General features: G+C 61.8%; 26 protein-coding genes. 10 read left to right on the forward strand and 16 right to left on the reverse strand.

Going from position 1 to position 25,806, the window contains the following annotated elements:
- Positions 1 to 47: 47 nt before the first annotated feature.
- Positions 48 to 362 carry a hypothetical protein gene (locus tag BN1188_RS19875; protein ID WP_040263383.1) on the reverse strand — a complete coding sequence of 105 codons (315 nt, stop codon included), beginning with the start codon at positions 360 to 362 and terminating at the stop codon, positions 48 to 50.
- A 249-nt stretch (positions 363 to 611) separates the two neighbouring features.
- Positions 612 to 1,826, reverse strand: a complete 1,215-nt coding sequence (locus tag BN1188_RS19880; RefSeq protein ID WP_084596302.1) for a maltoporin — start codon at positions 1,824 to 1,826, stop codon at positions 612 to 614.
- A gap of 142 nt (positions 1,827 to 1,968) precedes the next feature.
- On the opposite strand from BN1188_RS19880, the gene BN1188_RS19885 reads away from it, so the two are divergent.
- From BN1188_RS19885 to BN1188_RS19895, 3 genes are all read left to right on the forward strand, one after another.
- Entirely contained in the window at positions 1,969 to 3,456 is a 1,488-nt protein-coding gene (locus tag BN1188_RS19885) for an MFS transporter (RefSeq protein ID WP_084596303.1), read from the forward strand.
- Between the two features lie 98 nt (positions 3,457 to 3,554).
- Positions 3,555 to 4,505, forward strand: coding sequence for a LysR family transcriptional regulator (locus BN1188_RS19890; RefSeq protein ID WP_052469405.1), 951 nt, complete (start codon positions 3,555 to 3,557; stop codon positions 4,503 to 4,505).
- A 352-nt stretch (positions 4,506 to 4,857) separates the two neighbouring features.
- Positions 4,858 to 5,643 carry a sulfite exporter TauE/SafE family protein gene (locus BN1188_RS19895; protein WP_040263385.1) on the forward strand — a complete coding sequence of 262 codons (786 nt, stop codon included), beginning with the start codon at positions 4,858 to 4,860 and terminating at the stop codon, positions 5,641 to 5,643.
- 8 nt (positions 5,644 to 5,651) lie between these two features.
- Here BN1188_RS19895 and BN1188_RS19900 read toward each other — a convergent pair whose 3' ends face one another.
- The 5 genes from BN1188_RS19900 to ahpC form a co-directional block, all read right to left on the reverse strand.
- On the reverse strand, positions 5,652 to 5,888 hold the full coding sequence (locus tag BN1188_RS19900) for a hypothetical protein (protein ID WP_040263387.1): 237 nt from the start codon (positions 5,886 to 5,888) through the stop codon (positions 5,652 to 5,654).
- A 180-nt stretch (positions 5,889 to 6,068) separates the two neighbouring features.
- The gene (locus BN1188_RS19905; RefSeq protein ID WP_148485274.1) at positions 6,069 to 6,401 is read right to left on the reverse strand and encodes a hypothetical protein; all 333 of its coding nucleotides are present in this window, start codon (positions 6,399 to 6,401) and stop codon (positions 6,069 to 6,071) included.
- A 259-nt stretch (positions 6,402 to 6,660) separates the two neighbouring features.
- Positions 6,661 to 6,915 carry a DUF1652 domain-containing protein gene (locus BN1188_RS19910; protein WP_232430949.1) on the reverse strand — a complete coding sequence of 85 codons (255 nt, stop codon included), beginning with the start codon at positions 6,913 to 6,915 and terminating at the stop codon, positions 6,661 to 6,663.
- A gap of 191 nt (positions 6,916 to 7,106) precedes the next feature.
- The gene (gene ahpF / locus BN1188_RS19915) at positions 7,107 to 8,669 is read right to left on the reverse strand and encodes an alkyl hydroperoxide reductase subunit F (protein ID WP_040263393.1); all 1,563 of its coding nucleotides are present in this window, start codon (positions 8,667 to 8,669) and stop codon (positions 7,107 to 7,109) included.
- A 127-nt stretch (positions 8,670 to 8,796) separates the two neighbouring features.
- Entirely contained in the window at positions 8,797 to 9,360 is a 564-nt protein-coding gene (ahpC, locus tag BN1188_RS19920; protein WP_040263395.1) for an alkyl hydroperoxide reductase subunit C, read from the reverse strand.
- A gap of 101 nt (positions 9,361 to 9,461) precedes the next feature.
- Between ahpC and BN1188_RS21660 the strand changes: the two genes are divergently transcribed.
- The 3 genes from BN1188_RS21660 to BN1188_RS19930 all read left to right on the forward strand — a co-directional run bounded on the left by BN1188_RS21660 (position 9,462) and on the right by BN1188_RS19930 (position 10,708).
- Positions 9,462 to 9,704 carry a hypothetical protein gene (locus tag BN1188_RS21660; protein ID WP_148485275.1) on the forward strand — a complete coding sequence of 81 codons (243 nt, stop codon included), beginning with the start codon at positions 9,462 to 9,464 and terminating at the stop codon, positions 9,702 to 9,704.
- Positions 9,705 to 9,790: 86 nt separating this feature from the next.
- Complete coding sequence (locus BN1188_RS22150) at positions 9,791 to 10,036, forward strand: response regulator transcription factor (protein ID WP_052469406.1); 246 nt, start codon at positions 9,791 to 9,793, stop codon at positions 10,034 to 10,036.
- A gap of 27 nt (positions 10,037 to 10,063) precedes the next feature.
- On the forward strand, positions 10,064 to 10,708 hold the full coding sequence (locus tag BN1188_RS19930; protein WP_052469407.1) for a response regulator: 645 nt from the start codon (positions 10,064 to 10,066) through the stop codon (positions 10,706 to 10,708).
- A gap of 14 nt (positions 10,709 to 10,722) precedes the next feature.
- Here BN1188_RS19930 and gorA read toward each other — a convergent pair whose 3' ends face one another.
- The 3 genes from gorA to BN1188_RS19945 form a co-directional block, all read right to left on the reverse strand.
- Positions 10,723 to 12,078, reverse strand: a complete 1,356-nt coding sequence (gene gorA, locus BN1188_RS19935) for a glutathione-disulfide reductase (protein WP_040263397.1) — start codon at positions 12,076 to 12,078, stop codon at positions 10,723 to 10,725.
- An 82-nt stretch (positions 12,079 to 12,160) separates the two neighbouring features.
- Positions 12,161 to 12,997 carry a UTP--glucose-1-phosphate uridylyltransferase GalU gene (galU, locus tag BN1188_RS19940; protein WP_040263399.1) on the reverse strand — a complete coding sequence of 279 codons (837 nt, stop codon included), beginning with the start codon at positions 12,995 to 12,997 and terminating at the stop codon, positions 12,161 to 12,163.
- A gap of 143 nt (positions 12,998 to 13,140) precedes the next feature.
- Entirely contained in the window at positions 13,141 to 13,494 is a 354-nt protein-coding gene (locus BN1188_RS19945) for a hypothetical protein (protein WP_040263401.1), read from the reverse strand.
- A gap of 118 nt (positions 13,495 to 13,612) precedes the next feature.
- On the opposite strand from BN1188_RS19945, the gene BN1188_RS19950 reads away from it, so the two are divergent.
- A complete protein-coding gene (locus tag BN1188_RS19950; protein ID WP_040263403.1) occupies positions 13,613 to 13,915 on the forward strand; it encodes a DUF1883 domain-containing protein in 303 nt (100 codons plus the stop codon).
- An 8-nt stretch (positions 13,916 to 13,923) separates the two neighbouring features.
- Positions 13,924 to 14,088 (forward strand): hypothetical protein, encoded by a 165-nt coding sequence (locus tag BN1188_RS21775; RefSeq protein WP_088776228.1) that lies wholly within the window; start codon positions 13,924 to 13,926, stop codon positions 14,086 to 14,088.
- A 9-nt stretch (positions 14,089 to 14,097) separates the two neighbouring features.
- Here BN1188_RS21775 and BN1188_RS19955 read toward each other — a convergent pair whose 3' ends face one another.
- A complete protein-coding gene (locus BN1188_RS19955; protein WP_040263405.1) occupies positions 14,098 to 15,723 on the reverse strand; it encodes a methyl-accepting chemotaxis protein in 1,626 nt (541 codons plus the stop codon).
- A 302-nt stretch (positions 15,724 to 16,025) separates the two neighbouring features.
- Here BN1188_RS19955 and BN1188_RS19960 point away from each other — a divergent pair, with 302 nt between their 5' ends.
- On the forward strand, positions 16,026 to 16,286 hold the full coding sequence (locus tag BN1188_RS19960) for a DUF1652 domain-containing protein (RefSeq protein ID WP_040263406.1): 261 nt from the start codon (positions 16,026 to 16,028) through the stop codon (positions 16,284 to 16,286).
- Here BN1188_RS19960 and BN1188_RS19965 read toward each other — a convergent pair.
- From BN1188_RS19965 to BN1188_RS19980, 4 genes are all read right to left on the reverse strand, one after another.
- A complete protein-coding gene (locus BN1188_RS19965; protein WP_052469408.1) occupies positions 16,252 to 18,357 on the reverse strand; it encodes a UvrD-helicase domain-containing protein in 2,106 nt (701 codons plus the stop codon). The genes BN1188_RS19960 and BN1188_RS19965 overlap by 35 nt on opposite strands.
- Before the next feature lie 360 nt (positions 18,358 to 18,717).
- The gene (gene pgm, locus BN1188_RS19970) at positions 18,718 to 20,361 is read right to left on the reverse strand and encodes a phosphoglucomutase (alpha-D-glucose-1,6-bisphosphate-dependent) (protein ID WP_040263409.1); all 1,644 of its coding nucleotides are present in this window, start codon (positions 20,359 to 20,361) and stop codon (positions 18,718 to 18,720) included.
- Between the two features lie 81 nt (positions 20,362 to 20,442).
- On the reverse strand, positions 20,443 to 22,713 hold the full coding sequence (locus tag BN1188_RS19975) for an ATP-dependent DNA helicase (protein WP_040263410.1): 2,271 nt from the start codon (positions 22,711 to 22,713) through the stop codon (positions 20,443 to 20,445).
- Entirely contained in the window at positions 22,704 to 24,362 is a 1,659-nt protein-coding gene (locus BN1188_RS19980; RefSeq protein WP_040263413.1) for a VRR-NUC domain-containing protein, read from the reverse strand. Before BN1188_RS19980 ends, BN1188_RS19975 begins: the two co-directional genes overlap by 10 nt.
- 153 nt (positions 24,363 to 24,515) lie before the next feature.
- Here BN1188_RS19980 and BN1188_RS19985 point away from each other — a divergent pair, with 153 nt between their 5' ends.
- Positions 24,516 to 25,175, forward strand: a complete 660-nt coding sequence (locus BN1188_RS19985; protein ID WP_040263416.1) for an HAD family hydrolase — start codon at positions 24,516 to 24,518, stop codon at positions 25,173 to 25,175.
- Positions 25,176 to 25,337: 162 nt separating this feature from the next.
- Here BN1188_RS19985 and BN1188_RS19990 read toward each other — a convergent pair whose 3' ends face one another.
- Complete coding sequence (locus BN1188_RS19990) at positions 25,338 to 25,784, reverse strand: globin domain-containing protein (protein ID WP_088776248.1); 447 nt, start codon at positions 25,782 to 25,784, stop codon at positions 25,338 to 25,340.
- Positions 25,785 to 25,806: the final 22 nt, after the last annotated feature.

Consider the following 25,806-nt stretch of genomic DNA (forward strand, 5'->3'; position numbering starts at 1 on the left):
AAAGGTCGAGCCCGGCGCGCGGCCGGGCTGGTTGACACTTCCAGGCGTCAGGCGGCAGTGCCGATGTGACGGTCTGCCCCATCCTGAGCCACGCTGTTGAGCTGACGCTCGGCGCCGTCCTGGGCCACGTCGTTCAAGGTACGATCAGCACCATCCTGGGCTACATCGTTCAACCTGCGCTCTGCGCCATCCTGCGCAACCGTGTTGAGCTGCCGATCGTTGCCGTCCTGAGCGATCACTTGTTGCTGGGCATTTTCCAATACGCTGACACGGTCCAATGGGTGTTCGGCGTGTGAACGGGCAAAGGCGCTGCCGCTGGCCATAAGGGCAATGACGAGACTGAAGGCAATGGGGCTTTTCATGTTAAGGCTTCCTGTGCGGTACTAAGTTGACTGCTTGGAAGACATGCTACGCCCCTCGCTCAAATACGGAATTTCATTACCGCAATGGTAATAATCATCAAAATTGATAGCCGTCTGTATGACGGCTATTGAGCCGAGCCTTTAGATCGACCCATCGCCTAGCGAAGGAATGAACGCTGCCCGTTGAGCTGAGAGGTATAAGGGCGACCCTTGCGAAAGCAAGCTCGCCCTTCGTCGACCTCTCACCCACTACCACCAGGTTTCCAACTGCACCCCGAAGTTGGAACCGTGCCGCTGGGAGCCGAAGACGCCGCTGTCCGATAGCGCCGTTCCAGGATCGGCCGCGGCTTGGGCGGCCCGGTTCCAACGTGCATAGGTGTAGTACAGGCGCAGCTCGGGTCGGGTCATGAACGCACGGCCCATGCTCAGCGTGGGCGCGATGGTGAACTTGTCCAGCTTGCGGGTTCCGCCGCTATCGGGGTCGATCTGGTCATGTCCATATTCGACCACCAGCTTGAAATGGTCGGTGAAAGCATAGGAAGGCCGAACGCCGAAGGAGTACCAGGTCATGCCGTTGTTCTCCGGCGCCTTGGTCTTCTGCACGACCGCCAGCAGCATGCCGCCAAAGTTGGGCGTGATCTGCCACATGGGTGACTCCAGCACGCGCCAGGTCTTGGTATCCCGTGAGGCCGTCAGCTCACCGGTCTGCCCCAGGCCGATGCCAGGACCTTCGCCATACTGCACCACGAAACGGTTTTCCCCACCGAGGAATCCGTCCTGGTCATGCTCTGCCGATAACGACCAGCCCCCATGGGAACCTTCGACCTGACCTGCTTTTTGAATCACGCTCAAGCCCAGCTCCAGATCACCATGATCATTGGTCTGGATGCCGCCCAGGTTGAAATCATGGCGGTTGGCTTTGTCTTTCTGGTCGATGGTGTCTTCGCGAGTGAAGGCGTAGCTCAGGTAGTAGTGCCCGAGTTTGTAGTTATCGATACCCACACCGGTGCCGCTGGGGTTCCAGTAGTAAAAGTCACCAATGTGGATATCGTGACGCTTGTAGTAGCGGCGACCTGCCCAGACGGTGGCATCGTTGAGTTTGGGCGACTGGATGCTGGCCCAGGCCTGGGGCAGTCGGACAGTGCCGTTTTCATCGGTGAACACCGGGGCGTGATTGTACTGTTCGGCCAGGCTGGCCATGCCGTCCACCTTGATGACGGTGCCATCGGCCCCACGGTAAAGCTCCTGGTTGAGCTCAAGCTCCCAATAGGTTTCACACTCGTTCCCGAGTCGGTACTTCATGGGTGCGCCCGGCAGCTGGAAACACGACTGCTTGCCCCCTTCGCTGGAGCCACCGACGCCTATGCGCCCATAACCGGAAAACTCCAGTCCCCATGCGTCCTGGCCACCTGCCAGGGCGATCAACGAAGCTACAGGCACTGCTACGCTCATCCGTGAAGGCATCGAAGGTCTCCTTGTTTTCAACCGATGCTGAACTGACCTAGCGCAGCGGTAAAAGTGCCTTCCGTATCGTTTGAACTCGGGCCTTGCGGATCCACTCTCAACGCTTAGGCGGGCAAGCCGCCAGACCTACAAGGAGCAAGCGATGACCAGTCGGGAAGTGCCGGTTGAGGGCCATGCCAACCAAGGAACGGGCGATGATGACCGGATCTACGAAACGGACCTGCCAGCGCGGCTGGACCGATTGCCCTGGGGACGGTTCCACACGCTGCTGGTCTTCGCCCTCGGGATCACCTGGCTACTAGATGGCCTTGAGGTCACCCTGGCCGGTTCGGTATCCGGCGCCTTGAAAGGCAGCCCGGCGCTGCAGATGACCAACGCCGACATCGGCTTGGCTGGCGGCGTCTACATCGCCGGAGCTGTGCTGGGCGCGCTCTTCTTCGGCTGGCTTACCGATCGCCTGGGCCGTCGCAAGCTGTTTTTCATCACGCTCTTCCTGTATGTAGGCGCCACCGCCCTGACCGCGTTCTCCTGGAACCTGTGGAGCTTCCTGCTGTTCCGCTTCCTTACCGGCGCAGGGATCGGGGGCGAATATACCGCCATCAACTCCACGATCCAGGAGTTCACTCCCGCGCGCTATCGCGGCTGGGTCGACCTGACCATCAACGGCACCTTCTGGGTAGGGGCTGCGCTTGGCGCGGCCGGCTCGATCGTATTGCTGGACCCGGATATCGTGGGCGGCGACCTTGGCTGGAGATTGTGCTTCGGCATCGGCGCGGTACTGGGCCTGGTCATCATGTTCATGCGGCTGTGGGTCCCGGAAAGTCCTCGCTGGTTGATGATCCACAATGAGCCGGAGGAAGCCGAACGTATCGTCGCCAACATCGAAAAGCACTTCCATGACCAAGGGCATCGATTGCCACCACTGGAAGGCAAACCCTTGCGGCTGCACGCGCGCGACCATACGCCGCTCAAAGAGGTATTCAGCACGCTCTTCGTGGTGCATCGCCGCCGCGCCGTGGTCGGCCTGACCCTGCTGACCGCGCAAGCCTTCTTCTATAACGCCATCTTCTTTACCTACGCCCTGGTACTCACTGATTTCTACGATGTACCATCCGAGCATATTGGCTGGTACGTTCTGCCCTTTGCCCTGGGTAACTTCTGCGGCCCCCTGTTACTGGGGCGGCTGTTCGACGTGGTCGGACGCAAGGTGATGATCAGCTCGACCTATGTACTCTCCGGTGTACTCCTGGCCATCTCTGGCTACCTGTTTCAGCAGGAAATGCTCACCGTCACCCAGCAGACCATCGCCTGGATGGTGATTTTCTTCTTCGCCAGCGCGGCTGCCAGCTCGGCCTACCTCACCGTGGCAGAAACCTTCCCGCTGGAGATCCGGGCCCTGGCCATCGCGGTGTTCTATGCCTTCGGCACCGGACTGGGCGGCATCATCGGCCCCACCCTGTTCGGCGCGCTCATCGAAAGCCACGATCGTGGCAATGTCTTGATTGGCTACCTCATCGGCGCCGCCCTGATGATCATCGCCGGGGTGGTGCAGGCATTGATGGGCGTGGCCGCGGAACGGCGTTCGCTGGAAGAGGTGGCGCGGCCATTGTCCCAGGCACAGCCTGCCTGAGCTTCCCTGCCTTGCTCACAGGATCACGCCCGTTCTATCGCGGGCGCTGATGCCCTGGCATGATTCCAGGCTCCTTCGCCTGGACTGCTGGGGCCGCTATGAACCGCAACGATCTGCGCCGCGCTGATATCAACCTGCTGATCGTTTTCGAAACCCTGATGCACGAGCGCAACGTCACGCGGACCGCGGAAAAGTTGTTCCTGGGTCAGCCAGCCATCAGCGCCGCGCTGAATCGGCTGCGCGGGCTGTTCGACGATCCGCTGTTCATTCGCACTGGCCGACACATGGAACCCACCGCGCGGGCCGAGGAAATACTCGCCCAGCTGTCACCGGCACTGGACGCCATGTCATCGGCCTTGAGCCGCAGTTCGGGATTCGAACCCGCCACCAGCCAGGCCACTTTCCGTATCGGCCTCTCCGATGACGTAGAGTACGGCCTCTTGCCAGCCTGCATGCGCAAGCTGCGCGAGGTAGCGCCTGACATCACACTGGTGGTGCGCCGCGTGGATTATTGGCAAATGCCCCACCTGCTCGCCTCGGGTGAAATTTCGGTGGGCGTGAGCTACACACGCGACCTGCCCGCCAATGCAAAGCGCAAGTTCCTGCGTCATCAGCGCCCTACTCTTCTACGCGCAGAAGACGGCGAACCCGCGCTGACCCTGGATGAGTACTGCGCCCGCCCTCATGCCCTGGTGTCCTATGCAGGCGACCTGTGTGGTTTTATCGATACCGAGCTGGAGCGCCTGGGCCGCACCCGTCGGGTAAAGCTCGCCGTGCCGCAGTTCAGTTCGCTGCCCATCTTGCTCGCTGGTACCGAGCTGGTGGCCACGGTGCCTGGTTATGTAGCCGAGGCGATGGTCGCACAGGGCGGGGTACGCGCCGAGCCACTTCCCTTTGCCACCCCTCAGTTCGACGTCAGCATGGCGTGGCGCGGCGCCTTGGACAATGACCCGGCCGAGCGCTGGCTGCGAGGCAGGCTCTGGGAGTTCATGCGCGAAGTAGACGTCAGCCAGGGGCCGACGCTGATAGCCGAGCCATTCATATCCTAAGGCTCAACAGCTTCCTGGCGGGATGCCATCCTTGTTGTAATCCTTGAGCCGGTCTCGCTCTTCGGGTCGTGAATGGGCCGGGGTGTCATCAGGCTTTTTGTCTTGTTCGCTCATGCGGGTTCTCCTTTCGTAGTCCAGCCTTGCGCGGCTATGCGCCGGGTATTAGGTGTGTTCAGCTTCTGGAACCACGCTGCACATTCAACGTGCCAGCTTCCAGTGGAGTGCCAGAGAGGCGCATCAGTTCCGTCGTGTTAATAACCTGGGTGCATAAGCAAATTCGATATCGTTATAGTCCGCTATATGGATTCTGGTTATGCTGCCTGCCGGTTCGGTTATAACGGTCGCATAAAGAATGGATATGGGCTTTCTTGGGTTCACCCTCGCAGGATTGCTGGTTGGCTTCATCGTAGGCATGACCGGCGTAGGGGGTGGCTCACTGATGACACCGATCCTGCTGTGGTTCGGCATCAATCCCGCCACTGCAGTGGGCACCGACTTGCTCTACGCGGCCATTACCAAATGTAGCGGTGTGTGGGTTCACGGACGCAATCGGAATATCGATTGGGCCATCACCGGCTGGTTGAGCCTGGGCAGTGTGCCGGCGGCCGCAGTCACGCTCTGGCTACTGCATAACCTCAACGCCGACACCCATGCACTCAACAGCCTGATTCGCACGGCCCTGGCGTACGTTCTGTTTCTGACCGCCCTGGCGATCCTGTTGCGCGGCCCCTTGCTGGCCTTCGCCAGCCGCCACGCCGGCGATCGTTATCGCCTCAGCCCAAAAGGCCTGAACGCCTGTACGGTCGTCACCGGGGTCGTGCTCGGCGCCATGGTATCGCTGACGTCCATCGGTGCCGGAGCCCTCGGCACCGTTGCCCTGTTCATGCTTTACCCCTTCCTTGCCACGCGCCGCCTGGTGGGCACGGAGATCGCCCATGCGGTACCGCTTACCCTGGTCGCGGGGCTGGGCCATGCAGGCATGGGAAACATGGACTGGTCGCTACTGGGTCATCTACTGATCGGCTCGCTGCCAGGCATCTACCTGGGAAGCCACCTTTCCGGGCGCGTGCCGGATCGGGTATTGCGCCCGGCGCTGGCAATCATGCTCGGGCTGATCGGACTGAAGCTCTTGCACTGACCAGTGCCTTAGAGGCTGCGCAGAATCCAGGCCAGGCTACGCCAGGGGTACTGCTCGCCAAGGGTACTGGCAGCGCAACCGGGATCGTGCAGGAAGGCCCGGTCAGCCTGGGTGGCGAACTGGACACTATGGCAATATGGACAGCGGATCATGTCCGCTTCCAAACGCCATTGACGGCCCCATTCGGCGAGTTCCTCGGCCATGCGCTGGTGGCCGGCGCGACGCTCGTCGTTACTGAACTTCACCCTGCCCTCCTGACTAGCGTGAATGCCACGCGAGCGTACAGTAAGGCGGATCAATAGCCTAGCGGCACGAAAGGGGCCTGCGATCGATCTCTGGCTTGCCCGGAAGATCGGCCCGACAGTTCCGGGAGGCATGGGCCCCGGCCATCTCGTGCCCCAGGGCACGAGGCAGCCATGAAGCCATCAGAGACAGTCACGCGCCATGTCGGTCCAGCCGTTGGTACCGGCCCAATCAGGCGGCAGGAAGACGCGCACCTGGGCCCCCTGGCCAGCGCGGTTCACCTGAGCCCAGGCTGGCGCAGCGGTATAGGCAGCTTCCACGGTGAGCTTGTAGCCCATCGGAGTTTCCTCCTGGCGCAGGCCTGGCTTGAAGGCCGACCACTTGGGCGCCAGGCATTGGACATACGCCTCCGCGCTCTTGGTCGTGGTAGCGTCCAGGGGCGCGCGCGGGTCCGCCGCCTTGCTGGCGCAACCGGCCAGCATCATCAAGCCCATTATCGTCGTTAGCCGCCGCATGTCGTTCCCTCATTTACCTAATGGTTGGTTGCACTCTAAGCCACCCGCTTCGTTTCAGCGAGGGGTGGCCATCATTATTCTGATACGCTTTTTTATCGACGATCTGCTGCTGTTATCCAAACTCAGGCAGGCGCATCATGAAGCCCTCTTCAGCTCCTAACGAGGATAGCCAAATGGACGGTCTGATCATGCTTGCCATCGTCGCTGGCACACTGGGTTCGTTCGCCTATGTGATGTACCTGATCCACAAGGAAAACTCCTAACGCTGCGGCCCGCTTCCCTGTCGTTTGTCGCGCGCAAACCACTCCTGATTGGCCTGCAACTCCTGCCGCAGCTCCGCCACCAGATTCGAGATCGCCCGGATATTGGTCAGCGGAGCCAGAGGCACCCCTACCACCAGCAAATCGATATGGCCATTGGCAGGATCAGTGACCTCGATCGTGATCGTTCCGCCGTCGTGCACCATGCAACTGCAGTGCAGCGGCAGGAAGCTGGACTGGATGATCTTGATCACCTCATGCTTTGGTATCACTGACGCTCCTCCCCATACATGCGCGGTCGCGAACGCTTCACGCTGGTGATACATCAGAGTGCTAGCAGGCTGGACCGTTCCCTAGGTCCGAAGTGTCGAATACGCTGGCGTTGAAAGCAGAACGGCCGGTCATCCCAGGGATGACCGGCCGTTCCAGTACCGCGCAGGGCGGATCAGGCGGGTGCCGATGTACGGATCAGATGATCGAAGGCGGCCAGGGAGGCCTTGGCGCCCTCACCCATCGCGATGATGATCTGCTTGTAAGGCACCGTCGTCACGTCGCCAGCGGCAAAGATACCTGGCAGGTCCGTCTCGCCACGGGCATCTACCATGATCTCGCCACGCCCGGACAGCTCGATGGCGCCCTTGAGCCAGTCGGTATTAGGTAGCAGGCCGATCTGCACGAAAATACCTTCCAGTTCGAGCTTGTGCAGGTCGCCGGTCTGGCGGTCCTTGTAGGTCAGGCCGTTCACCTTCTGCCCGTCGCCGTTGACTTCGGTGGTCAACGCACTGGTAATCACCTTCACATTCGGCAGGCTGGTCAGCTTGCGCTGCAATACCGCATCGGCGCGCAGCTGGCTGTCGAACTCGATCAGGGTGACCTGACTCACAATACCGGCCAGGTCGATCGCGGCCTCGACACCCGAGTTGCCGCCACCGATCACCGCTACGCGCTTGCCCTTGAACAAGGGGCCGTCACAGTGGGGGCAATAGGCGACGCCGCGGTTGCGGTACTGCTGCTCGCCGGGCACGTTCATTTCCCGCCAGCGCGCACCGGTGGCGATGATGACCGAACGAGCCTTGAGCGAGGCGCCACCGGCGAAACGCACCTCATGAAGGTCTCCATTACGGCCTGGGATCAGCTGCTCGGCACGTTGCAGATTCATGATGTCGACATCGTACTGCTTGACGTGCTCTTCCAGCGCTGTCGCCAGCTTAGGGCCTTCGGTCTCCTTCACCGAGATGAAGTTCTCGATCGCCAAGGTATCGAGCACCTGACCACCGAAGCGCTCGGCGGCCACGCCTGTACGGATACCCTTGCGCGCGGCATACACTGCCGCCGCAGCGCCGGCGGGGCCGCCGCCAATGACCAATACGTCGAATGCGGCCTTGGCGTTCAGTTTCTCGGCCTGACGGGCGCCAGCGTTGCTGTCGAGCTTGGCCAGGATTTCTTCCAGGCCCATGCGGCCCTGGCCGAAGGGTTCGCCATTGAGGTACACACTAGGTACCGCCATCACCTGGCGTTCTTCGACTTCGGCCTGGAACAGCGCGCCGTCGATGGCCACGTGCTTGATGGACGGGTTGAGCACGGCCATCAGGTTAAGGGCCTGGACCACGTCCGGACAGTTCTGGCACGACAGCGAGAAATAGGTTTCGAAGCGGAATTCGCCCTTCAGGGCGGCGATCTGCTCCAGCGTATCGGCGCCGGCCTTGGACGGATGCCCGCCTACCTGCAGCAAGGCCAGTACCAGCGAAGTGAATTCGTGCCCCATGGGAAGACCGGCGAAGCGCAGGCTGATATTCCCGTTCGGGCGATTGATCGTGAAAGACGGCTTGCGCGCGTCATTGCCATCATCGCGCAGGGTGATCAGCGACGACAGGCTTTTGATATCTTGCAGCAGTTCCAACAGTTCGCGGGATTTCGCACCGTCATCGAGGGAAGCGACCAACTCGATCGGTTGACTGACCCGCTCCAGGTAAGACTTGAGCTGGGATTTGAGATTTGCGTCCAACATACGGGCGATGTCCTCTTGCTTGCATTCGGTTCTGAAACAAAAACGCCCAGGCGACGACGCCCGGGCGCTTTCGTGGGCGGAGTTGACGCTCAGTGAAGGCGGCTCACCGCCCAGTACCGAGTCACAGTTAGATCTTGCCGATCAGGTCCAGGGACGGGGCCAGGGTAGCCTCGCCTTCTTTCCACTTGGCTGGGCAGACTTCGCCCGGGTGCGCGGCCACGTACTGGGCAGCCTTGACCTTGCGCAGCAGTTCCAGCGCGTCACGGCCGATGCCGCCGTCGGTGATTTCGACGATCTTGATCTGGCCTTCCGGGTTGATCACGAAGGTGCCACGGTCAGCGATACCGGCTTCTTCGATCAGTACGTCGAAGTTGCGGGAAATCACGTGAGTCGGGTCAGCGATCATCGGGTACTGGATCTTGCTGATGGTGTCCGAGGTGTCGTGCCAGGCTTTGTGAGTGAAGTGAGTGTCGGTGGACACGCTGTAGATTTCCACGCCCAGCTTCTGGAACTCGGCATAGTTGTCAGCCAGGTCGCCCAATTCGGTCGGGCAGACGAAGGTGAAGTCTGCGGGGTAGAAGAACACCACAGACCACTTGCCTTTCAGGTCGGCCTCGGTGACTTCCACGAACTTGCCGTTATGGAAGGCCTGGGCTTTGAAGGGCTTGATCTGGCTGTTGATGATAGGCATCGGTGAATCTCCTTGGTATGTAGTTGCGACTGGGTGAATCTTAGCCACGAATGCTCTGGGACGCTCATTGGCAATGCGCATGTTGCTCATTGGTTTTGCCTATGAACACCGTTCGCGAGATGCAGGCTGAGAAACATGTGGCAGCACGGCTTTGTATCTTAAGCCTGAGCGTGCGTAAAGCAGGTTACAGCACTGGCCAGGGCATCGGCGGGCATGGCCGCATGAGTAGTCGCCTAAGTCGCAGTGCCTTCAGAGGCGTTAAAAAGCTGGAAAAGCTGTCGAAAAATCAGTGGCTTAGCGGCGAATTTTCTTACATTGCTCTCGTCATCCGAGTTTTAAGGTGATCGCCATCGCAAGGCAGGGCCACCAAGGCCAAGCCCACTACACCCTATGCCCTGGGGACCTGTCGATCACTCACGGGAGCTACTTCATGCTGAGCACTACCCTGGCCACCTACTTCCAGCAATCCGAGCCTGTACGCCTGACCAAAAAGGAAACCGCTGCCCTGGAATGGAGCGCGCGCGGAAAATCTTCATGGGAGATATCGCGCATCCTTGGTTGCAGCGAATCGGCCATCAACTTCCATTTCTGCAATATTCGTCGCAAGTTTGGAGTCAAATCGCGACACGTCGCTGTATTGCTCGCCCTGGAGCACAATCTGATCAATCTCAATTAAGGCACAGTATCCAGAGGGAATTACCATATGGGGCTGAACCTAGTAATCGCGGACGATCATCCTGTCGCGCTGCACGGCTTGCGTAGCTGGCTGGAGCGGCTCCCACGTGAGCGCTTCAGGGTCGCGGCTACCGCCACCGATGGCACCGGTGTGCTTGCCTGCCTCAGGGGTCGGGATTGTGATTTGCTGCTGATGGACTGGTACATGCCTGACCCGGGCGGCCTCGAGGGCCACCTGCTGCTCCGGCAGGTGGCCCAACGCTTCCCACGGCTGGCCGTGGTAGTGATGACGACCTCGTTACAACCAACAGTACTTGGCGCTGCCCTGGCGGCGGGCGCCAAGGGCCTGTTCGACAAGCGCAGCCCCCTGGCCGATCTGGTTCGCATCCTGCGCGAGGCGGCGCGAGGTGGGCTGGCTGTGAGCCCCGGTTTCGAAGCGCTGCTAGATCGCCGCTATCTCAGCCGGCACCACTGGGGCGGCGTCAATGCACATCATCTCACCGCAAGGGAACGGGAAGTGCTGTCGCTCAGTGACGCCGGCTTCAATGGCAGAACCATCGCGGCCCGATTATCGCGCAGCGAAAAAACCATCAGCCGACAACGGCGCGCGGCTCTGGACAAACTGGGCCTGAACCCAGACGCCGAACCGCCCTACTTCTACCCATTTTCCTAGGCTTGAGCCAGCGCTCATTCGCCCACCGCGGTGCGCATCGTGACGAATTCCTCGGCGGCCGTGGGGTGCACGCCCAGGGTTTCGTCGAAAATGGCCTTCGTAGCCCCTGCCTTGAGCGCCACGGCGAGCCCCTGGACGATCTCGCCGGCGTCAGGCCCGACCATGTGGCACCCGAGCACGCGGTCGGTCTGCGCATCGACTATCAGCTTCATATAGGTACGTTCCGCGATATCCGTCAGCGTGTACTTCATGGGCCGGAAACGGCTTTCGAAAATGCGCACCGCATACCCTTCTTCCCGGGCCTGAGCCTCGGTGAGGCCCACGGTGCCGATGGTAGGCTGGCTGAAGACTGCTGTCGGGATATTGCTGTAGTCCACCGGGCGATACTGTTCAGGCCGGTAAAGCCGACGCGCTACGGCCATGCCTTCGGCCAGTGCCACCGGGGTCAGCTGTACCGTACCGGTGACATCGCCAAGCGCAAGGATGGAAGGCTCTTGCGTCTGGTAGTACTCATCGACCTGGATATAACCGTGCTCGGTCAGAGTGACTCCAGTGTTTTCCAGGCCCAGGTTATCGAGCATGGGCCGCCGGCCAGTGGCATAGAGAATGCAATCGGCCTCTAACATCTGCCCGCTCTTGAGGTGAGCCTGGAGTGTGCCGCCATGCTTTTCGATGCGGGCGATGTCTGCATTGAAGCGCAAGTCCAGCCCCTTCTTGGTGAGTTCTTCTGCCAGATGGGTGCGCACACCCTGGTCAAAGCCCCGCAGGAAGAGGTCACCTCGATACAACTGTGTGGTCTGGGCTCCCAACCCATGGAAAATGCCTGCGAATTCCACCGCTATATAGCCACCGCCCACTACGATGACACGCTCGGGCAAGCGCTCCAGGAAGAACGCTTCGTTGGAACTGATGGCATGTTCCTTCCCGGGCAGGTCTGGAATGGCCGGCCAGCCCCCGGTGGCGATCAGGATACGCTCTGTACGGTAGCGCTGGCCTCCTACCTCTACGGTATGCGGGTCGAGGATGCGCGCGTGACCGTCGAGAACCGTAACCCCGCTATTGCCGAGCAGGTTGCGATAGATGCCGTTGAGCCGCTCGATTTCCTTGTTCTTGTTGGAAACCAGCGTAGCCCAGTCGAAACAGGGCTTGGAGGCTTCCCAGCCATAAGCCGAGGCGGCGTGAAAGTCTTCGGCGAAGTGTGACCCGTAGACAAGCAGTTTCTTGGGTACGCAGCCGACGTTGACGCACGTGCCGCCCAGATATCGACTTTCAGCGACGGCAACACGAGCGCCGAAACCGGCAGAAAATCGAGCAGCCCTTACCCCGCCCGAGCCCGCGCCTATTACAAACAGATCATAGTCATATGACATAAAAAAACTCCTGATGCGAAAACGCCGCCGTCCTCACAGGACGGCGGCGTTCAAGGTGCTGTCGGAAGCCCTGGGGCGCGACTTACAGCTGGCCTTTCTTGTAGAAATTCTCGAAGCAGTAGTTGGTGGCTTCGATGTAGCCTTCGGCGCTACCGCAATCGAAACGCTGGCCCTTGAATTTATAGGCCAGGACACAGCCATCCTTGGCCTGCTTGAGCAAGGCGTCAGTGATCTGGATCTCGCCGCCCTTGCCTGGCTCGGTTTCCTCGATCAGCTTGAAGATGTCCGGCGTCAGGATATAGCGGCCGATGATCGCCAGGTTGGACGGCGCGTCTTCCGGCTTGGGCTTTTCCACCATGTTGTTCACACGATAGATATCATCGCGGATCATTTCTCCGGCAATGACCCCGTACTTGCTGGTTTCCTGAGGGTCCACTTCCTGGATCGCGACGATCGAGCAGCGGAACTGGTTGTACAGTTTCACCATCTGCTGCAGCACACCGTCGCCTTCGGGGTTGACGCACAGGTCGTCCGCCAGCACCACGGCGAAGGGCTCGTCACCGATCAGCGGCCGGCCGGTAAGGATGGCATGGCCCAAACCTTTCATTTCGGTCTGGCGGGTATAGGAGAAGTTGCACTCGTCCAGCAAGCGACGAATGCCGACCAGGTATTTTTCCTTGTCGGTGTTACGGATCTGGTTTTCCAATTCGTAGCTGATATCGAAATGGTCTTCCAGCGCACGCTTACCACGCCCGGTAACGATTGCAATACCGTTCAAGCCTGCCTGAAGCGCTTCTTCGACGCCGTACTGGATCAGCGGTTTGTTGACCACCGGCAGCATTTCCTTCGGCATGGCCTTGGTAGCCGGCAAGAAGCGGGTACCGTAGCCGGCTGCCGGGAACAAGCATTTCTTGATCATGAGGTGTCCTTGGTTCTAAGGGCGTTACGTACAAGTTCGGCGCAGTCTAATCACGCGCTACGAGGCTTACAATGGCTGCTTCGGAGCGGCTGCTGATTCTGTAGAAAAAAACCTCAGGCGTTAGTTCCGCTTCGCTGCTGCAATCAACCCGATATACATTCAGTGGCTGCCTTCTGCACATCCTTGAACCGCAACGGCAAGTTGGAAAGCCGTTCATGGACCTTGATGGCGCTACCGCCCGAGCGCTCCTCGATGTCCACCACGGCAGCGGCCCCGGATGAAAGCTTGCGTGGCACGATCACCCGGTAGCCGCTGCCCTTGCGTTCCACGGTCACTGGATTGCGCGTATCGGCAAGTTCACGGGCCAGGCACTGGCTATAGTCCTTTGGGTCTTTCCCGGAAATCACGTCCATGGTCTCGTGGCTATGCTCGATGTCCTCGACCGTGGCGCAACCACCGAGCACGAGCATGGCCAGCAACAGCCCTCTTGCCTTCATGTCTACCTCCAGAAAAGAAGCTAGGACCGTACCCCGGCAAGAACGTTCGCCAGCCCCCGCTTGGGTGAGCCTGGCGCGTCGTGCTATGGTTCGCGCCTTGAAGACCCCTGGAGCCAGCATGAAATTCGCACACCAGCGCGAGCACCTGAATGAAGACGACCTGGTGGTCATCGAGTGCTCCCAACGCTGCAATATTCGCCTGATGAGCGATGCCAACTTTCGCGCGTTCAAGAATGGCGCTCGTCATACCTACCACGGCGGGGCCTTCGATCGCTTCCCGGCACGAATCACGGTGCCCAGCACCGGTTACTGGAACATCACCGTGGACACGGCGGGCAGCACATTGAACAAGGCAGCCAGGCAGGCGCCATTCAAGCATTCGATCAAGATCATCCGACGCTCGCCGTCATCATTCAAGTAAGAGCAGCCATGACTCGCTACGTCATCCATTACACACTGGACGGCCAACGCCGTTGGGACTTCGCCAACCTGGAGGACGGCACCGAGGCCGAGGCCATGCAGGCTCTGCTGGCCATCCATGGCCAGGATCAGGCCGCCAACCTGGCGGTGATCAGGATCAGCCGAGCGCTCTGAAGCCAGCAGTCAGGCCTTGAACCTGGCAACCATCGCCTTGAGGCCGTCGGCCAGGCGAGACAACTCTTCGCTCGCCTGGCTGGTCTGCGTGGCGCCCTGCGCGGTGCCGCTGGCCAGATCGCGGATGTTCACCAGGTTGCGATCCACCTCACGCGCCGCCAGCGCTTGCTGCGCGGAGGCACTGGCAATCACCTGGTTGCGTTCATTGATCCGGGCGATGGCGGCATTGATGTCCGCCAGGGCTACGCCGGCCTCACGCGCCTTGTCCAGGGTTTGCTGGCTGCGCTGAGTACTCTGCTGCATGGCCTGCACGGCTTGGCCGGTGCCAGCCTGGATACCGCCGACCATCTGCTCGATTTCACGCGTCGACTGCTGGGTACGATGAGCCAAGGCGCGTACTTCGTCGGCTACCACGGCAAAGCCACGGCCTGCCTCGCCTGCCCGGGCCGCTTCGATGGCAGCGTTGAGGGCCAGCAGGTTGGTCTGTTCCGCGATGGCCCTGATGACGTCCAGCACCTGGCCAATGTCCCGGCCCTGAGCCGCGAGCCCTTCCACCAGGCGAGCACTGGCTTCGACATCGGTAGTCATCGCCTGGATCGCCGTCACGGTTTCACTGACGCGCTCACGGCCCTGGTCAGCGATGCGCTGGGACCCTTCCGAAGCCTCGGAGGTCGTAATAGCGTTACGCGCTACCTCCTCCACGGCCACGGTCATCTGGTTGACCGCGGTGGCGGCTTGTTCGATTTCATCGTTCTGACGCCCCAGGCCCCGGTTCGCTTCAGCAGTGGTGCCGGTCAACTGGGCGGCGGCCTCGGCCAGGCGATCGGCGGCCCGGGTTACCTCGTCCATGGTCTGGCGCAGGCTGGCCTGCATTCGGCCCAGCGCTACCAGCAGGCGCGCCGGCTCATCCTCACCCACCTGGACGATAGGCTGATTCAGGTCGCCCTTGGCGATACCGTCGGCTACCCGTATGGCATGATTCAAGGGAGAGACGATGCTGCGGGTAAGCCAGAGCGCCAGCACCACGGTCAATACGCAAGCGGCCAGTGCCACGCCGATGACGGTCCAGACGCCTTGACGATAACGATCCCCGGCCGCCGCGCTGGCATTGACCGCTTCGGCCTTGTTGACCGCGACCAGTTCGCGCAGCTGGTCCCCCATCTGGTCGGTACCGGCCTTGATCCGGGTATTGATCAAGGTCCGCATTTCTTCCAGACGATCGCCGCGAGACAACTCCAACATTGACTTCTGTGCGGCCAGGTAAGAATCCAGGGTAGCCTCGAAGGCATGGAACAGCTTGCCTTCCTGCTCACCCTTGGGCAATGCGCCATATTGCGCCCGGGCCTGCGCCACCTTGTCCACCAGGGTAGCGATGCGGGTCTGAGTCTCGGCCAAGGCCGCCGGCTCCCGATTGACCAGCACACGGAACGAGGTGATGCGCAAGCGCAGCACATTTTCCATGAGGTCGCCAAGGTAACCGATGCTGGGCAGTTCGTTGTGCTCCATGGCGGTGGCGGCGGATCGGATGGCGCCCATGCGGTCCACGGCGAAACCGCCCAGGCCGATCAGTAACGCGGCGATGAAGGCGAAGCCAAGAAAGGCTCGCGGAGCGATATTGAGGGTTCTGATGGCCATGACGAATCTACCCTGAGCGCGGCGACCGGCCGCCCGGCGTGGCCCGAGACGGGCACTGATCGGGCTATCGGCTCACGAGCAAGCAATCTTGAGCGTCAGCGCCATATAAAGTGCCCCCGACGCTTTCCAGCCTTGGCTTGCGCCATGCTGAATCCTTCCAGGACTGATCACGATCAATTAAATGTAAAAAAGTGCCGGTCTGTCCGAAAAAAACACAATACCGTCACCGTCAGGGTGCTATGTTTGATTGACTCCCAGTTGGTATCGCCAGCTCGAACAGGCATGTTGCAGAGGTAAGCACCATGAACAAGATGACCTTTCCCAATGCATGCCAGGTCATGCGCTGGCACTTTCATCCTTTGGGCTTCGAAGGCAGCATGGATGCCCCAAGCAGCATGGTGGCTCGCTTGTTCGACCGTCACAGCGGGGAAACCCTGATCGCCATCGCCGGCATTCCGTGCGCCACCGTAATGGACGCCGCAGACGTGGAGCGCATGATCGAAGCCGTCGAAGCTGAACTCGAAGCCTTCATCCCGCCTCAGTCTCTGCGCGCGTGCGGCTGAGAGCGGGCACGCCAGTCTCGGCCCGCTGGCGCTCGAACTGCGTGGGAGCCTGAGCCGCCCTGGCCGCCGCGCCCCCTTCCTGGCTCGAATCCGGGTCATCGAGGTACCAATGCACTTCACGCCCAGCGCGGGTGATCGCTACATAGGCCAGGCGCAACGCCTCTTCGGCCTGTGCCTGCACGTAGGGCGCCGAGTCGCCGGTCGCGCCAAGGCCGGCGATCTGGTATAGACGGTCACGACTGCCTGGCGCCTGACGACTGCCGCAATCGCCCAACAACACCACCACATCCGATTCAAGGCCCTTGGCGCCATGGATCGTCATGCAACGAAACTGACGCTCATGGCCGCCCTCCCGCTCCTGCGCCTTCAAGAACCCCTTGAGCACCGGGTCCTTGCGAGGGTCATCCCCGGCCTGGCGATACAGCACCAGAACCGAAGCCTTCTGCTGTGACAGGCGCTCGAACAGCGCCAGGACCGCTTCGGCGTTGCGCTCATGAACCTGAACCCCAGGCAATGTTTCCAGTTCGCCAGCCAAGCCGGCCGCAACGGCCCCCTTGCCTGGAATGGTAGGGATAGATTTAACAATAAATTCAGCCGCATCAATGATTTGCTGATGACTTCTGAAGTTTTCCTTCAGCTTCAGCCGACGGCTTCGTGGAGCAGGGAATACTTGCTCGAACTTCAGAAAGAAGCTTGGCGAACTGCCTCGCCAGCCGTAGATCGATTGCCAGTCATCGCCTACGCACATCAGGCTAGATCCGGCCTCTGGCGACCGCCGCAAGCGCTCGGCCAAGGCCGCCCGCAGCCAGTTGGCGATTCGTGGCGAGATGTCCTGGAACTCATCCACCATCAAATGACGCAGACTGGCGAGGCGTAATGCTGGCAATTGGTGGAGGTGCTTACTGGCTGAGCCGAACAGGCCGAACATACGGTTATAGGTCAGTACCGGTGGCTGCTGCTGACGCAGGCGATGTTCGAACGCGGGCCAGAATCGCCCCAGCGCGTCGAAGAATGGCCGATCGGCTTCCAGCTCTATGCACGAGGGCACCTCTGCTACATCCAGGCCCAGGTTTTCGATAAAGCCTGCCATGGCGACAAAGGCATCCAGCAGTGGCTGCCGCTGAGATTCTCCCGCCAGGGCGAATTCGATTCCAGGTCCCTGCGATCCTGCGCTGGTCGCGCCACGAAAGTCCGCGTAATTATCCATCCAAATCAATGGTTTATCGAAGAATGCTTGAAACAGGGTCCGCTTTACCGCCCACTCCGCTCGTATAGTCAGCGTGGCGCCTGGACGTGACCGTTGCGCAAAAGGTTCTTCCGCGCCCAGGACAACCCAGGTATCCGTCCCCTCCAGATAGCCATGGCCCTGGAACCGCTGGCCGAGAATATTATGGAATCGGCGCTCCGCTACGATGCCCGGTAAGGGCCAATGCCCCGCTTGCTTCCACTGGGCTTCGATCAGGTCGGCCAATTCCTGATCACGCTCGGCCGCAGGCTGTATCGCCAGCAGCCTTCGCTGCACCGCAGGATGATTGCTGGGCAGCCTTCCCAGTTGAGCCGCTTGCAGCCGCAGGCGCTCGATGGCGGACGCAAAGGCTGCATCCTTGCTCATAAGATCGTGGTAGCAGGCATTGAGCTCGGTTCGCTGCTGCGCACTGACCCGGAGGGAAAAGGGCTCGGTCTCCCTTTCTGTGCCAAGGGTTTCAAAGGCTTGTGCCTGCTCCAGCCCCGGCAGGCTCCTTGTCCAGGCCAGGACAGTGGCGTGGAACGTGGTTACACAGGCCCGAGCTTCGCCTGAAGACAAAGGTTGCCCCCATGCCTCGAACAGCTTTACCAGGCGCCGGATGAAATCCTCCCGGGAAGCGCGGGTAAAGGTCACGACGCTGATGTCGCTCAAAGGCACGCCCAGGTACTGCACGAGAAAGACAATGCGCAACACCAATGACGTGGATTTGCCAGAACCGGCGCCAGCAACCACGCAGGTGCTGATGTCGTTACTCAGTATCAGCTTCCACTGGCTGGCCGATGGCTGGGCATGGGCCGGCAGGCGCTGCTCCGCATCGACTTTCATTCGCTTGCGCAGTGTTGGGGTAACCCCAAGCGGCAGATCGGCGAACAAACAAGGTTGCGGCCCGGCCTCGGCCGCCCCCCCATTTGTAGGCGCTACTCGGGGAGCAATCGTGGGTACGCCCGTTCGTGCTCGCGAGTGCCGCTTCGGCGGCTGTGGTGGCTCGGGTGGCTCGGGTGGCGGGAAGGAGTTGGGAACATTGTTTCGATGGGCTGTGCGGTAGGTTTCGATGACATAACGCGCCAGTTCAGGCAGTTTCGAGAATAAAGAAACAATCTTATTTAAATTCAATTGCTTGCGCAGTCTTTCTAGAAGTCATTGGAGCTTGGGAGCTGATCCCAAGCTCAAGGCTGGCCTGGCAGATCACCCGCCAATAGCGGAGTCCACCAACTGCTGTGCTTCACTCACCAGTTGTTGAAGGTGGGCCTCACCGTTGAAGCTCTCGGCGTAGATCTTGTAGATGTCCTCGGTGCCGGACGGGCGCGCGGCGAACCAGCCATTGGCGGTCATGACTTTCAAGCCCCCGATCGCCTGGTCGTTGCCCGGCGCCTTCGCCAGGATGCGCTCGATGGGTTCGCCTGCCAGCGTGGTGGAGGTGATCTGCTCGGCCGACAACTTGCCAAGGGCGGCCTTCTGCCTGGCGTCGGCCTTGGCATCCACCCGCGTGGCGAAGGGTTGGCCCAAGTCGCTGGCCAGGGCTTGGTACAGCTGGTAAGGGTCCTTGCCCAGCCGCGCGGTCATTTCGGCAGCCAACAGGCCAGGGATGAGGCCGTCCTTGTCCGTGCTCCAGACACGGCCGTCCCGGCGCAGGAAGGACGCACCGGCGCTTTCTTCACCGCCAAAGCCCAAGGTGCCATCGAACAGTCCGGCGGCGAAATATTTGAAGCCCACCGGCACTTCATAGAGCTTGCGTCCCAGCCTGGCGGCGACGCGGTCGATCAGCCCGCTGCTCACCACCGTTTTGCCCACGGCGGCATCGGCGCGCCACTGAGGACGATTGCGGAACAGATAGTCGATGGACACCGCCAGGTAATTGTTCGGGTTCAGCAGTCCGCCACTACGGGTCACGATGCCGTGGCGGTCGTGGTCAGGGTCGCAGGCGAAGGCAACGTCGTATTGGTCCTTGAGGCCGATCAGACCCTGCATCGCGTCCCGCGAGGAGGGGTCCATGCGAATCTGCCCATCCCAGTCGACGCTCATGAAGCGGAAGGTGGGGTCAGTGAAGCGATTCACCACGGTCAGGTCTAGCTTGTAGCGCTCGGCGATGGCCGGCCAATAGTGCACACCGGCGCCGCCCAGCGGATCCACGCCGAGCTTCAGGCCGGCGCCGCGTATCACCTCGAAATCGATCACGTTTTCCAGGTCGGCCACATAGGCGCTCAGGTAATCGTGACGGTGGGTAGTCCCGGCCTGCAGCGCACGCTCGTAGCTGATGCGCCGGACTTCGGACAAACCACCCTCGAGCAGTTCGTTGGCCTTGGCCTCGATCCACTTGGTCACGTCGCTGTCGGCCGGGCCGCCGTTGGGCGGGTTGTACTTGAAGCCACCACTCTGGGGAGGGTTATGAGAGGGGGTGATGACCACGCCGTCCGCCAGACCCTGGGTGCGCCCGCGGTTGTAGCAGATGATCGCGTGGGACAGCGCCGGGGTGGGTGTGAACTCGTCGTTCTGGGCGAGCATCACCTCAACCCCGTTGGCGGCGAACACTTCCAGGGCGGTAACGCCTGCCGGGGTAGACAGCCCGTGCGTGTCGATACCCAGGAACAGCGGCCCGTCTATGCCCTTGGCCGTGCGATAGAGACAGATCGCCTGGCTAATGGCCAGAACGTGGTCTTCGTTGAAGCTGTTGTCGAACGAACTGCCGCGGTGGCCGGACGTGCCGAATGCCACGCGATGCCCCGTCACCGAGGCGTCGGGCTTGCGTGAAAAATAGGCGGTCACCAGGCTGGGGATGTCGATCAGCAATTCGGCCGGTGCCGGCTTGCCCGCTAGCGGACTGTGCGTCATGCAAAACCTCGGATGGTATCAATCGGTGGCAGTTTACTGACGATTCGACCGTCACGCGACGGGAATGATCCGCGCCAGGGGTTACGCCTCGATCGGCACGGGCGTCGGCCACCAGGCCGGCAGCAGCCGACGCACCCGGGCATCACCGAACCTGTCGTCGATCAGCACCACGGTGCCTTGGTCATCTTCGCTGCGTATCACCCGCCCGGCCGCCTGCACCACCTTGTGCAGGCCAGGATACAGATAGACGTAGTCATAGCCCTTGCCGAAGCGGGCTTGCATGCGCTGCCTGAACTGCTCATTGACCGGGTTCACCTGAGCCAGCCCCAGGGTAGCGATGAAGGCGCCAATGAGCCGTGCGCCCGGAAGGTCGATGCCTTCGCCAAAGGCCCCACCCAGGACGGCGAAGCCTACCCCGCGGCCGTTGGGGCGGAAACCGTCGATGAAGGCCTGCCGCGCCTGCTCGTCCATGCTCCGCTGCTGACAGCGTACCGGCACGGCCCCGTATCGCTCCTCAAGACAGCGCGCGACCTGGTTCAGGTACTCGAAGCTGCTGAAGAACGCCAAATAGTTGCCCGGCCGCGCCTCGTACTGTGTGGCGATGATACGGGCCACGCTGTCGAGAGAGCCTTGCCGGTCGGCATAGCGGGTCGACACCTGGGCAGCCAGGCGCAAGCTGACCTGCTCGGTCTTGAAGGGCGAAGCGACGTCGATCCACGCCCAGCCCTGAGGCAAACCAAGCAGGTCGGCGAAATAATGGGACGGACTCAAGGTCGCGGAGAACAGCACGCAGGTGCGCGCGGCGGCAAGGCGCGGCGCCAGCTGCCCGGCTGGAACTACGTTGCGCAGGTTTATCCGGGCGCTGAGGCGGCGCTTGTGCTTCGTGACTTCCAGGTCGCAGAGATAGGCCTGGCCAAACAGCTCGGCGACCCGGGTGAACTGCAGCCCCTGGAAGTAAAAGTCCAGCCAGGCCGCGGGCACCTCGGCGGGGTCCTGATTGAGGCGTTCGCCTATCAACCCAAGGCAGCGCTGAAGTGCGCTCAACCATGGGCCCGGAAGCTCGGTCAGGCAGTGGTAGCCCTCACCCTGCGCCTTGGCCAGGGTACTCCATTGGCGGGTCAGGCTCCGCAATGCCGAAGCTGTCCCTTCAAGGGGCGCTTCGCGCAGCGTGGCCAGCAGGCGCGGGTCCAGGCTCGCGCTGTACATGGCGCGGGCGCGGTCCACCAGGTTATGTGCCTCGTCGACCAGGACTCCGTAGCGCCATTCCTGAGCCTGGGCCAGGGCGAACAGCGAGGCGTTGAGGTCGAAGTAATAGTTGTAGTCGCCAATGACCACGTCAACCCAGCGGGCCATCTCCTGGCCCAGGTAATAGGGACACACACCATGCGCCTGCCCTAGCTCGCGCAAGGTGGCGCGGTCCAGGGTGGCGCGCTCGACCGCGGCCCGCCGAGCGCCCGGGAGGCGATCATAGAAACCCTTGGCCAGGGGACAGGCTTCGCCGTGGCAGGCCTTGCCAGGGTATTCGCACACCTTCTCCCGGGCACTGAGCTCCAAGACCCGCAACGGCCTCGCCTGCTCATTGTCAGCCTGGAGAGCGTGCAGCGCATCCAGGGCCAATTGCCGGCCCGGGGTCTTGGCGGTGAGAAAGAACACCCGCTGCAGGCCTTGGCGTGGCATCGCCTTGAGCAAGGGAAAGAGCGTGCCCAGGGTTTTGCCGATGCCGGTAGGCGCCTGGGCCAGCACACAGCGGCCGATACTGGCGGCCTTGTACACGGTTTCGGCCAGGTGGCGCTGGCCCGGGCGCATGCTGGGATAGGGAAACGCCAGGGCCGTCAGGTAGGCGTCGCGCTTCAGGCCATGGGCCTGTTCCCTCGCAGCCCAGGCCAGGTAGGCTTCGCACTGCTGCTCGAGAAATTGCTGCAATTGCGCCGCGGTGCAGGAACGTTCGAAACGAGTTTCCTGTTCCAGGTCCACATGCCAGTAAACCAGCGCAAGCTTGAGCGAATCCAGCCCCTGACTGGCGCACAACAGAGCGCCATAGACCTTGGCCTGAGCCCAATGCAATGCGCGTTGGTTGGCCGGTTGCCGCGTCAAGTCGCCGCGGTGCGTCTTGATCTCTTCGAGACAGCCATCGAGGGGGTCGTAGCCATCGGCACGGCCGCGTACCTGCAGGCCACGACATTCTCCGGCGAGACTCAGCTCTCGCTGGTAATGGCCAGGACGTCTTTCGGTCACCTTCACATGACCGGCGATGCCTTCCAGCGCGCTGGGCGATGGCGTGAAGCGCAAGTCAAGGTCTCCCTCGCGCGCGGTGACCTCACACAGGGCACGCACGGCCACGCTCAAGGGCATGCCGGCTCCGCGGTCTCGACGGCCGCTTCCCAACGCACATGGCAGACCAGCACGGACAGGCCATGCTCCTGGCAGAAGGCGATCCAACGCAGCTGGTTGTCCTGTAAGCGGTCTCCAGGGCCCTTGACCTCGATCATCCGGTAGTCGCCGCGCGCCGGATAGAACTGGATCAGGTCCGGCATGCCGGCGCGGTTGGCTTTCGGGTCTTCCAGCAAGCGTTCGAAGCAGAGCCTCAGGTGCCGCGGCGGGATGCAGGCCAGCGCCAGTTCGAGCAAGGGAAGCGCTATCGCGCCCCAGTGTACGAAGGGGTTGGCCACCCCGAATTTCTCGGCGAAGCGACGCACGATGGTGTCGCGGTACGTGCCCGTGTCCAGTTCGCCCAGGCAGGCATCCAGCAGCGCGGCCCGTCGCTGGGCGAAATCCGGTTGGTAGAGGTCCAGCGGGCTGGCCTGGAACGGGTGGAAAAAGGCTCCAGGCAAGGGCGCGAACAAGGCGGGCCAGCAGAGCAGCCCGAACAGGGCGGTGAACAGGGTGTTTTCCACGTACACCACAGGCGCGTCCGCCTCGGCCAGGGCGTCGCGTACCGCCCGCTCGACGCTGTCATGATAAGGCAGTTCCAGGTCCAGGCGTTCCACCGGGGCGGCCCGCCGACGCAGCTTGACTGGCGCTCCCAGCGCTCGACGCACGCGCGGCAGCAGACGCGCCAGGCCCTGTGCTTCGGCTGGGCTTTCCGGTGCCTGGCTGGCTACTTCCGCCAATGCCAGGGCCTCGCTGAAGCGTTCGGTACGCTCAAGCATGCGTAACCGGCGCAGCCGCGCCCCTGGCCATTGGCACCGGGCATAGAGCGACTCCGCTTCAGCGCAGCGCCCTTCCCGCTCGTAGCCTTGGCCGACGCGGAACAGCAGCTTCTGTTGGCGGCTGGCCAACCAGGGATTGTCCGAGGCCAGCCCGTGCAAGGTCACCAGCAGTTGCTCATCCGCCGTACCCTCCTCCAGCACCTGTGCGCAGGCAGCCAGCCCCATGGCCACACTCAAGTCAGCGCGATGGCGAATGGCCCTGGATGCCAAGGGAAAGTCCACTGGCTCGAAGCGCTGCAACCCCAGCTCCACCAGCACGAACTGAGACCAGTCCTGACGCAGATTGCCGAAGAACAGCATGCGCAGCCGCTCGCACAGAGGCCGTACCGTCAGCAGCCAGACCTCGTCGGCGCAGGCGGGCCACCATTGGCGCAGGGTGGCGCGCTGTCGATGCATGGGCGCCAGGGTTTCGAACCAGTCACCCTTGCGGCCTGTCGGCGCCAAACGGTGGGCGCTGAAGCATTCGCGCAGCTCAGGTTTCCCAAAGAGGTCGAACAGTTCATGCAAGGCAAGGGGGACCTCAGCCGATAGCCACCCCTGATCGAGCAATGGGGTCGCCGCCGCTGCCAGGTCGCCAATCTCTGCATAGCTCAGCTTGCTGCAGCGAAAATGCTGGCCCTTGCGCATGATCAGGCGGACCAGCAAGGCTCTCGACGACCTTGGCAGGCCGGCGAACCCGGCCAGGAACGCGTGCTCTTGTTCATCGAGCACGTCCTCGTAGCGCGACCGCAGCCAGGACAACGCCTGCTCGAAGTTCTCCAGGTAGTAGAAGGGGTTGTCCAGAGCGTTCACGGCAGGCTGTCCAGGTAAGATGGCGCTGGTTATACATACAGCCGTCCAAGCCTTCAACCGCGAGCCGCCGGCCGGTGGTCCGGGTGCAGGCCGGTTTGAGCAATACCACCCTGGCCTGATACGCTCACGTTCTTTACGCCTGCGGATGCGCTCATGCTCAGTGCCTTGCTGTTCGACCTCGATGGAACCTTGACCGACACTGACAAGCTGCATTTGGTGGCCATTCAGCAACTGCTCTGGGAAGAGGACCAGCGCCCCTTCAGTGAAGAAGACTTCGAAGCGCTATGCAGTGGCCGCGCCAATCCCCAGATGTGTGCGCTGCTTTTCCCCGACCGGGACCTGACGTTCCACCGTGCCTTCGCCGATCGCAAAGAAGCTCGCTTCCGCACCCTGTCCAGCACGCTTGAGCCCATTGCCGGGCTGACGACGCTGCTGGCCTATGCCCAGGACAAGTGTATCGGCCGGGTCGTAGTCACCAACGCGCCCCGGGCCAACGCCGACCATATGCTCGGTGCCCTGGGTCTGCAGCAGGCCTTCGCCAGCATCGTCGTCGCCGAAGAACTGGCACGGGCCAAGCCGGACCCGCTGCCCTACCTGACCGGGCTACAACGCCTGCAAGCCAAGGCCGAAGCCGCCATGGCCTTCGAGGACTCCATCCCCGGGCTCACCGCCGCCAAGGCGGCCAACCTCTATACCGTGGGCCTGGCCACCAGCCAGAGCGAAGCGGCCCTATTGGCCGCCGGGGCGGACCTGGTGGTAGAGGATTTCAATGACCCAAGGTTGTGGGCAGTGATTCAGAACTGGCCGGGCTAGAGCGGGATGGTAAAGGCGTGACATCGCATTCGGGAGCTTCGCCCTCCTCCTGCTGGGCAGCGCGGTGCTCCCGGTGGGAGCTAGCGCAAGCTAGCGAAAACTCTTCTGATCGGGCAGTACAGCGAATGTTCATTTGCAGCGCATTGAGAAGTTTGGCCCTGCTCACCCCGCCGCCTGTCCATACAACCGTTTCTCCCGCTCGATCATGATGCCGGCCAGGTACCAATAGGCCTCGCCCCAGGCCTTGAGCACCGGTTCGGTGGCGGCCTCCCCAAGCACGTCCTTGATGGCCGGCAGCAGCGCGGCGGCGACAGCGTCGTAATGCTCTGGCCTCACCTGGGTGGTCACATGACGTTCGCAGATCTTTTCCACCGCGCCCTCGATGCGTTCCAGGCGGTCCACATTCTGCGCGAAGGCCAGGATCGCCGCCGCCAGGCGCTTGGGTTGCTCACCGGAGATCTGCGCCGCCTGATCGAACAGGCGCTTGATCTCCGGGTCCACGAACAGCCGTTCATACATGCGGGTGGTGATGGCCAGCCCGTGGGACTGCAGGGCAGGCGCGGTGGCCTTGATGGTTTCGATGGTCTGGGCGGATAGAGGCGTGTTCACGGTCATCTCCTTTTCAGAGTCG

Source organism: Pseudomonas massiliensis, from assembly GCF_000826105.1.
In the GTDB taxonomy this organism is placed as follows: Bacteria; Pseudomonadota; Gammaproteobacteria; order Pseudomonadales; family Pseudomonadaceae; genus Aquipseudomonas; species Aquipseudomonas massiliensis.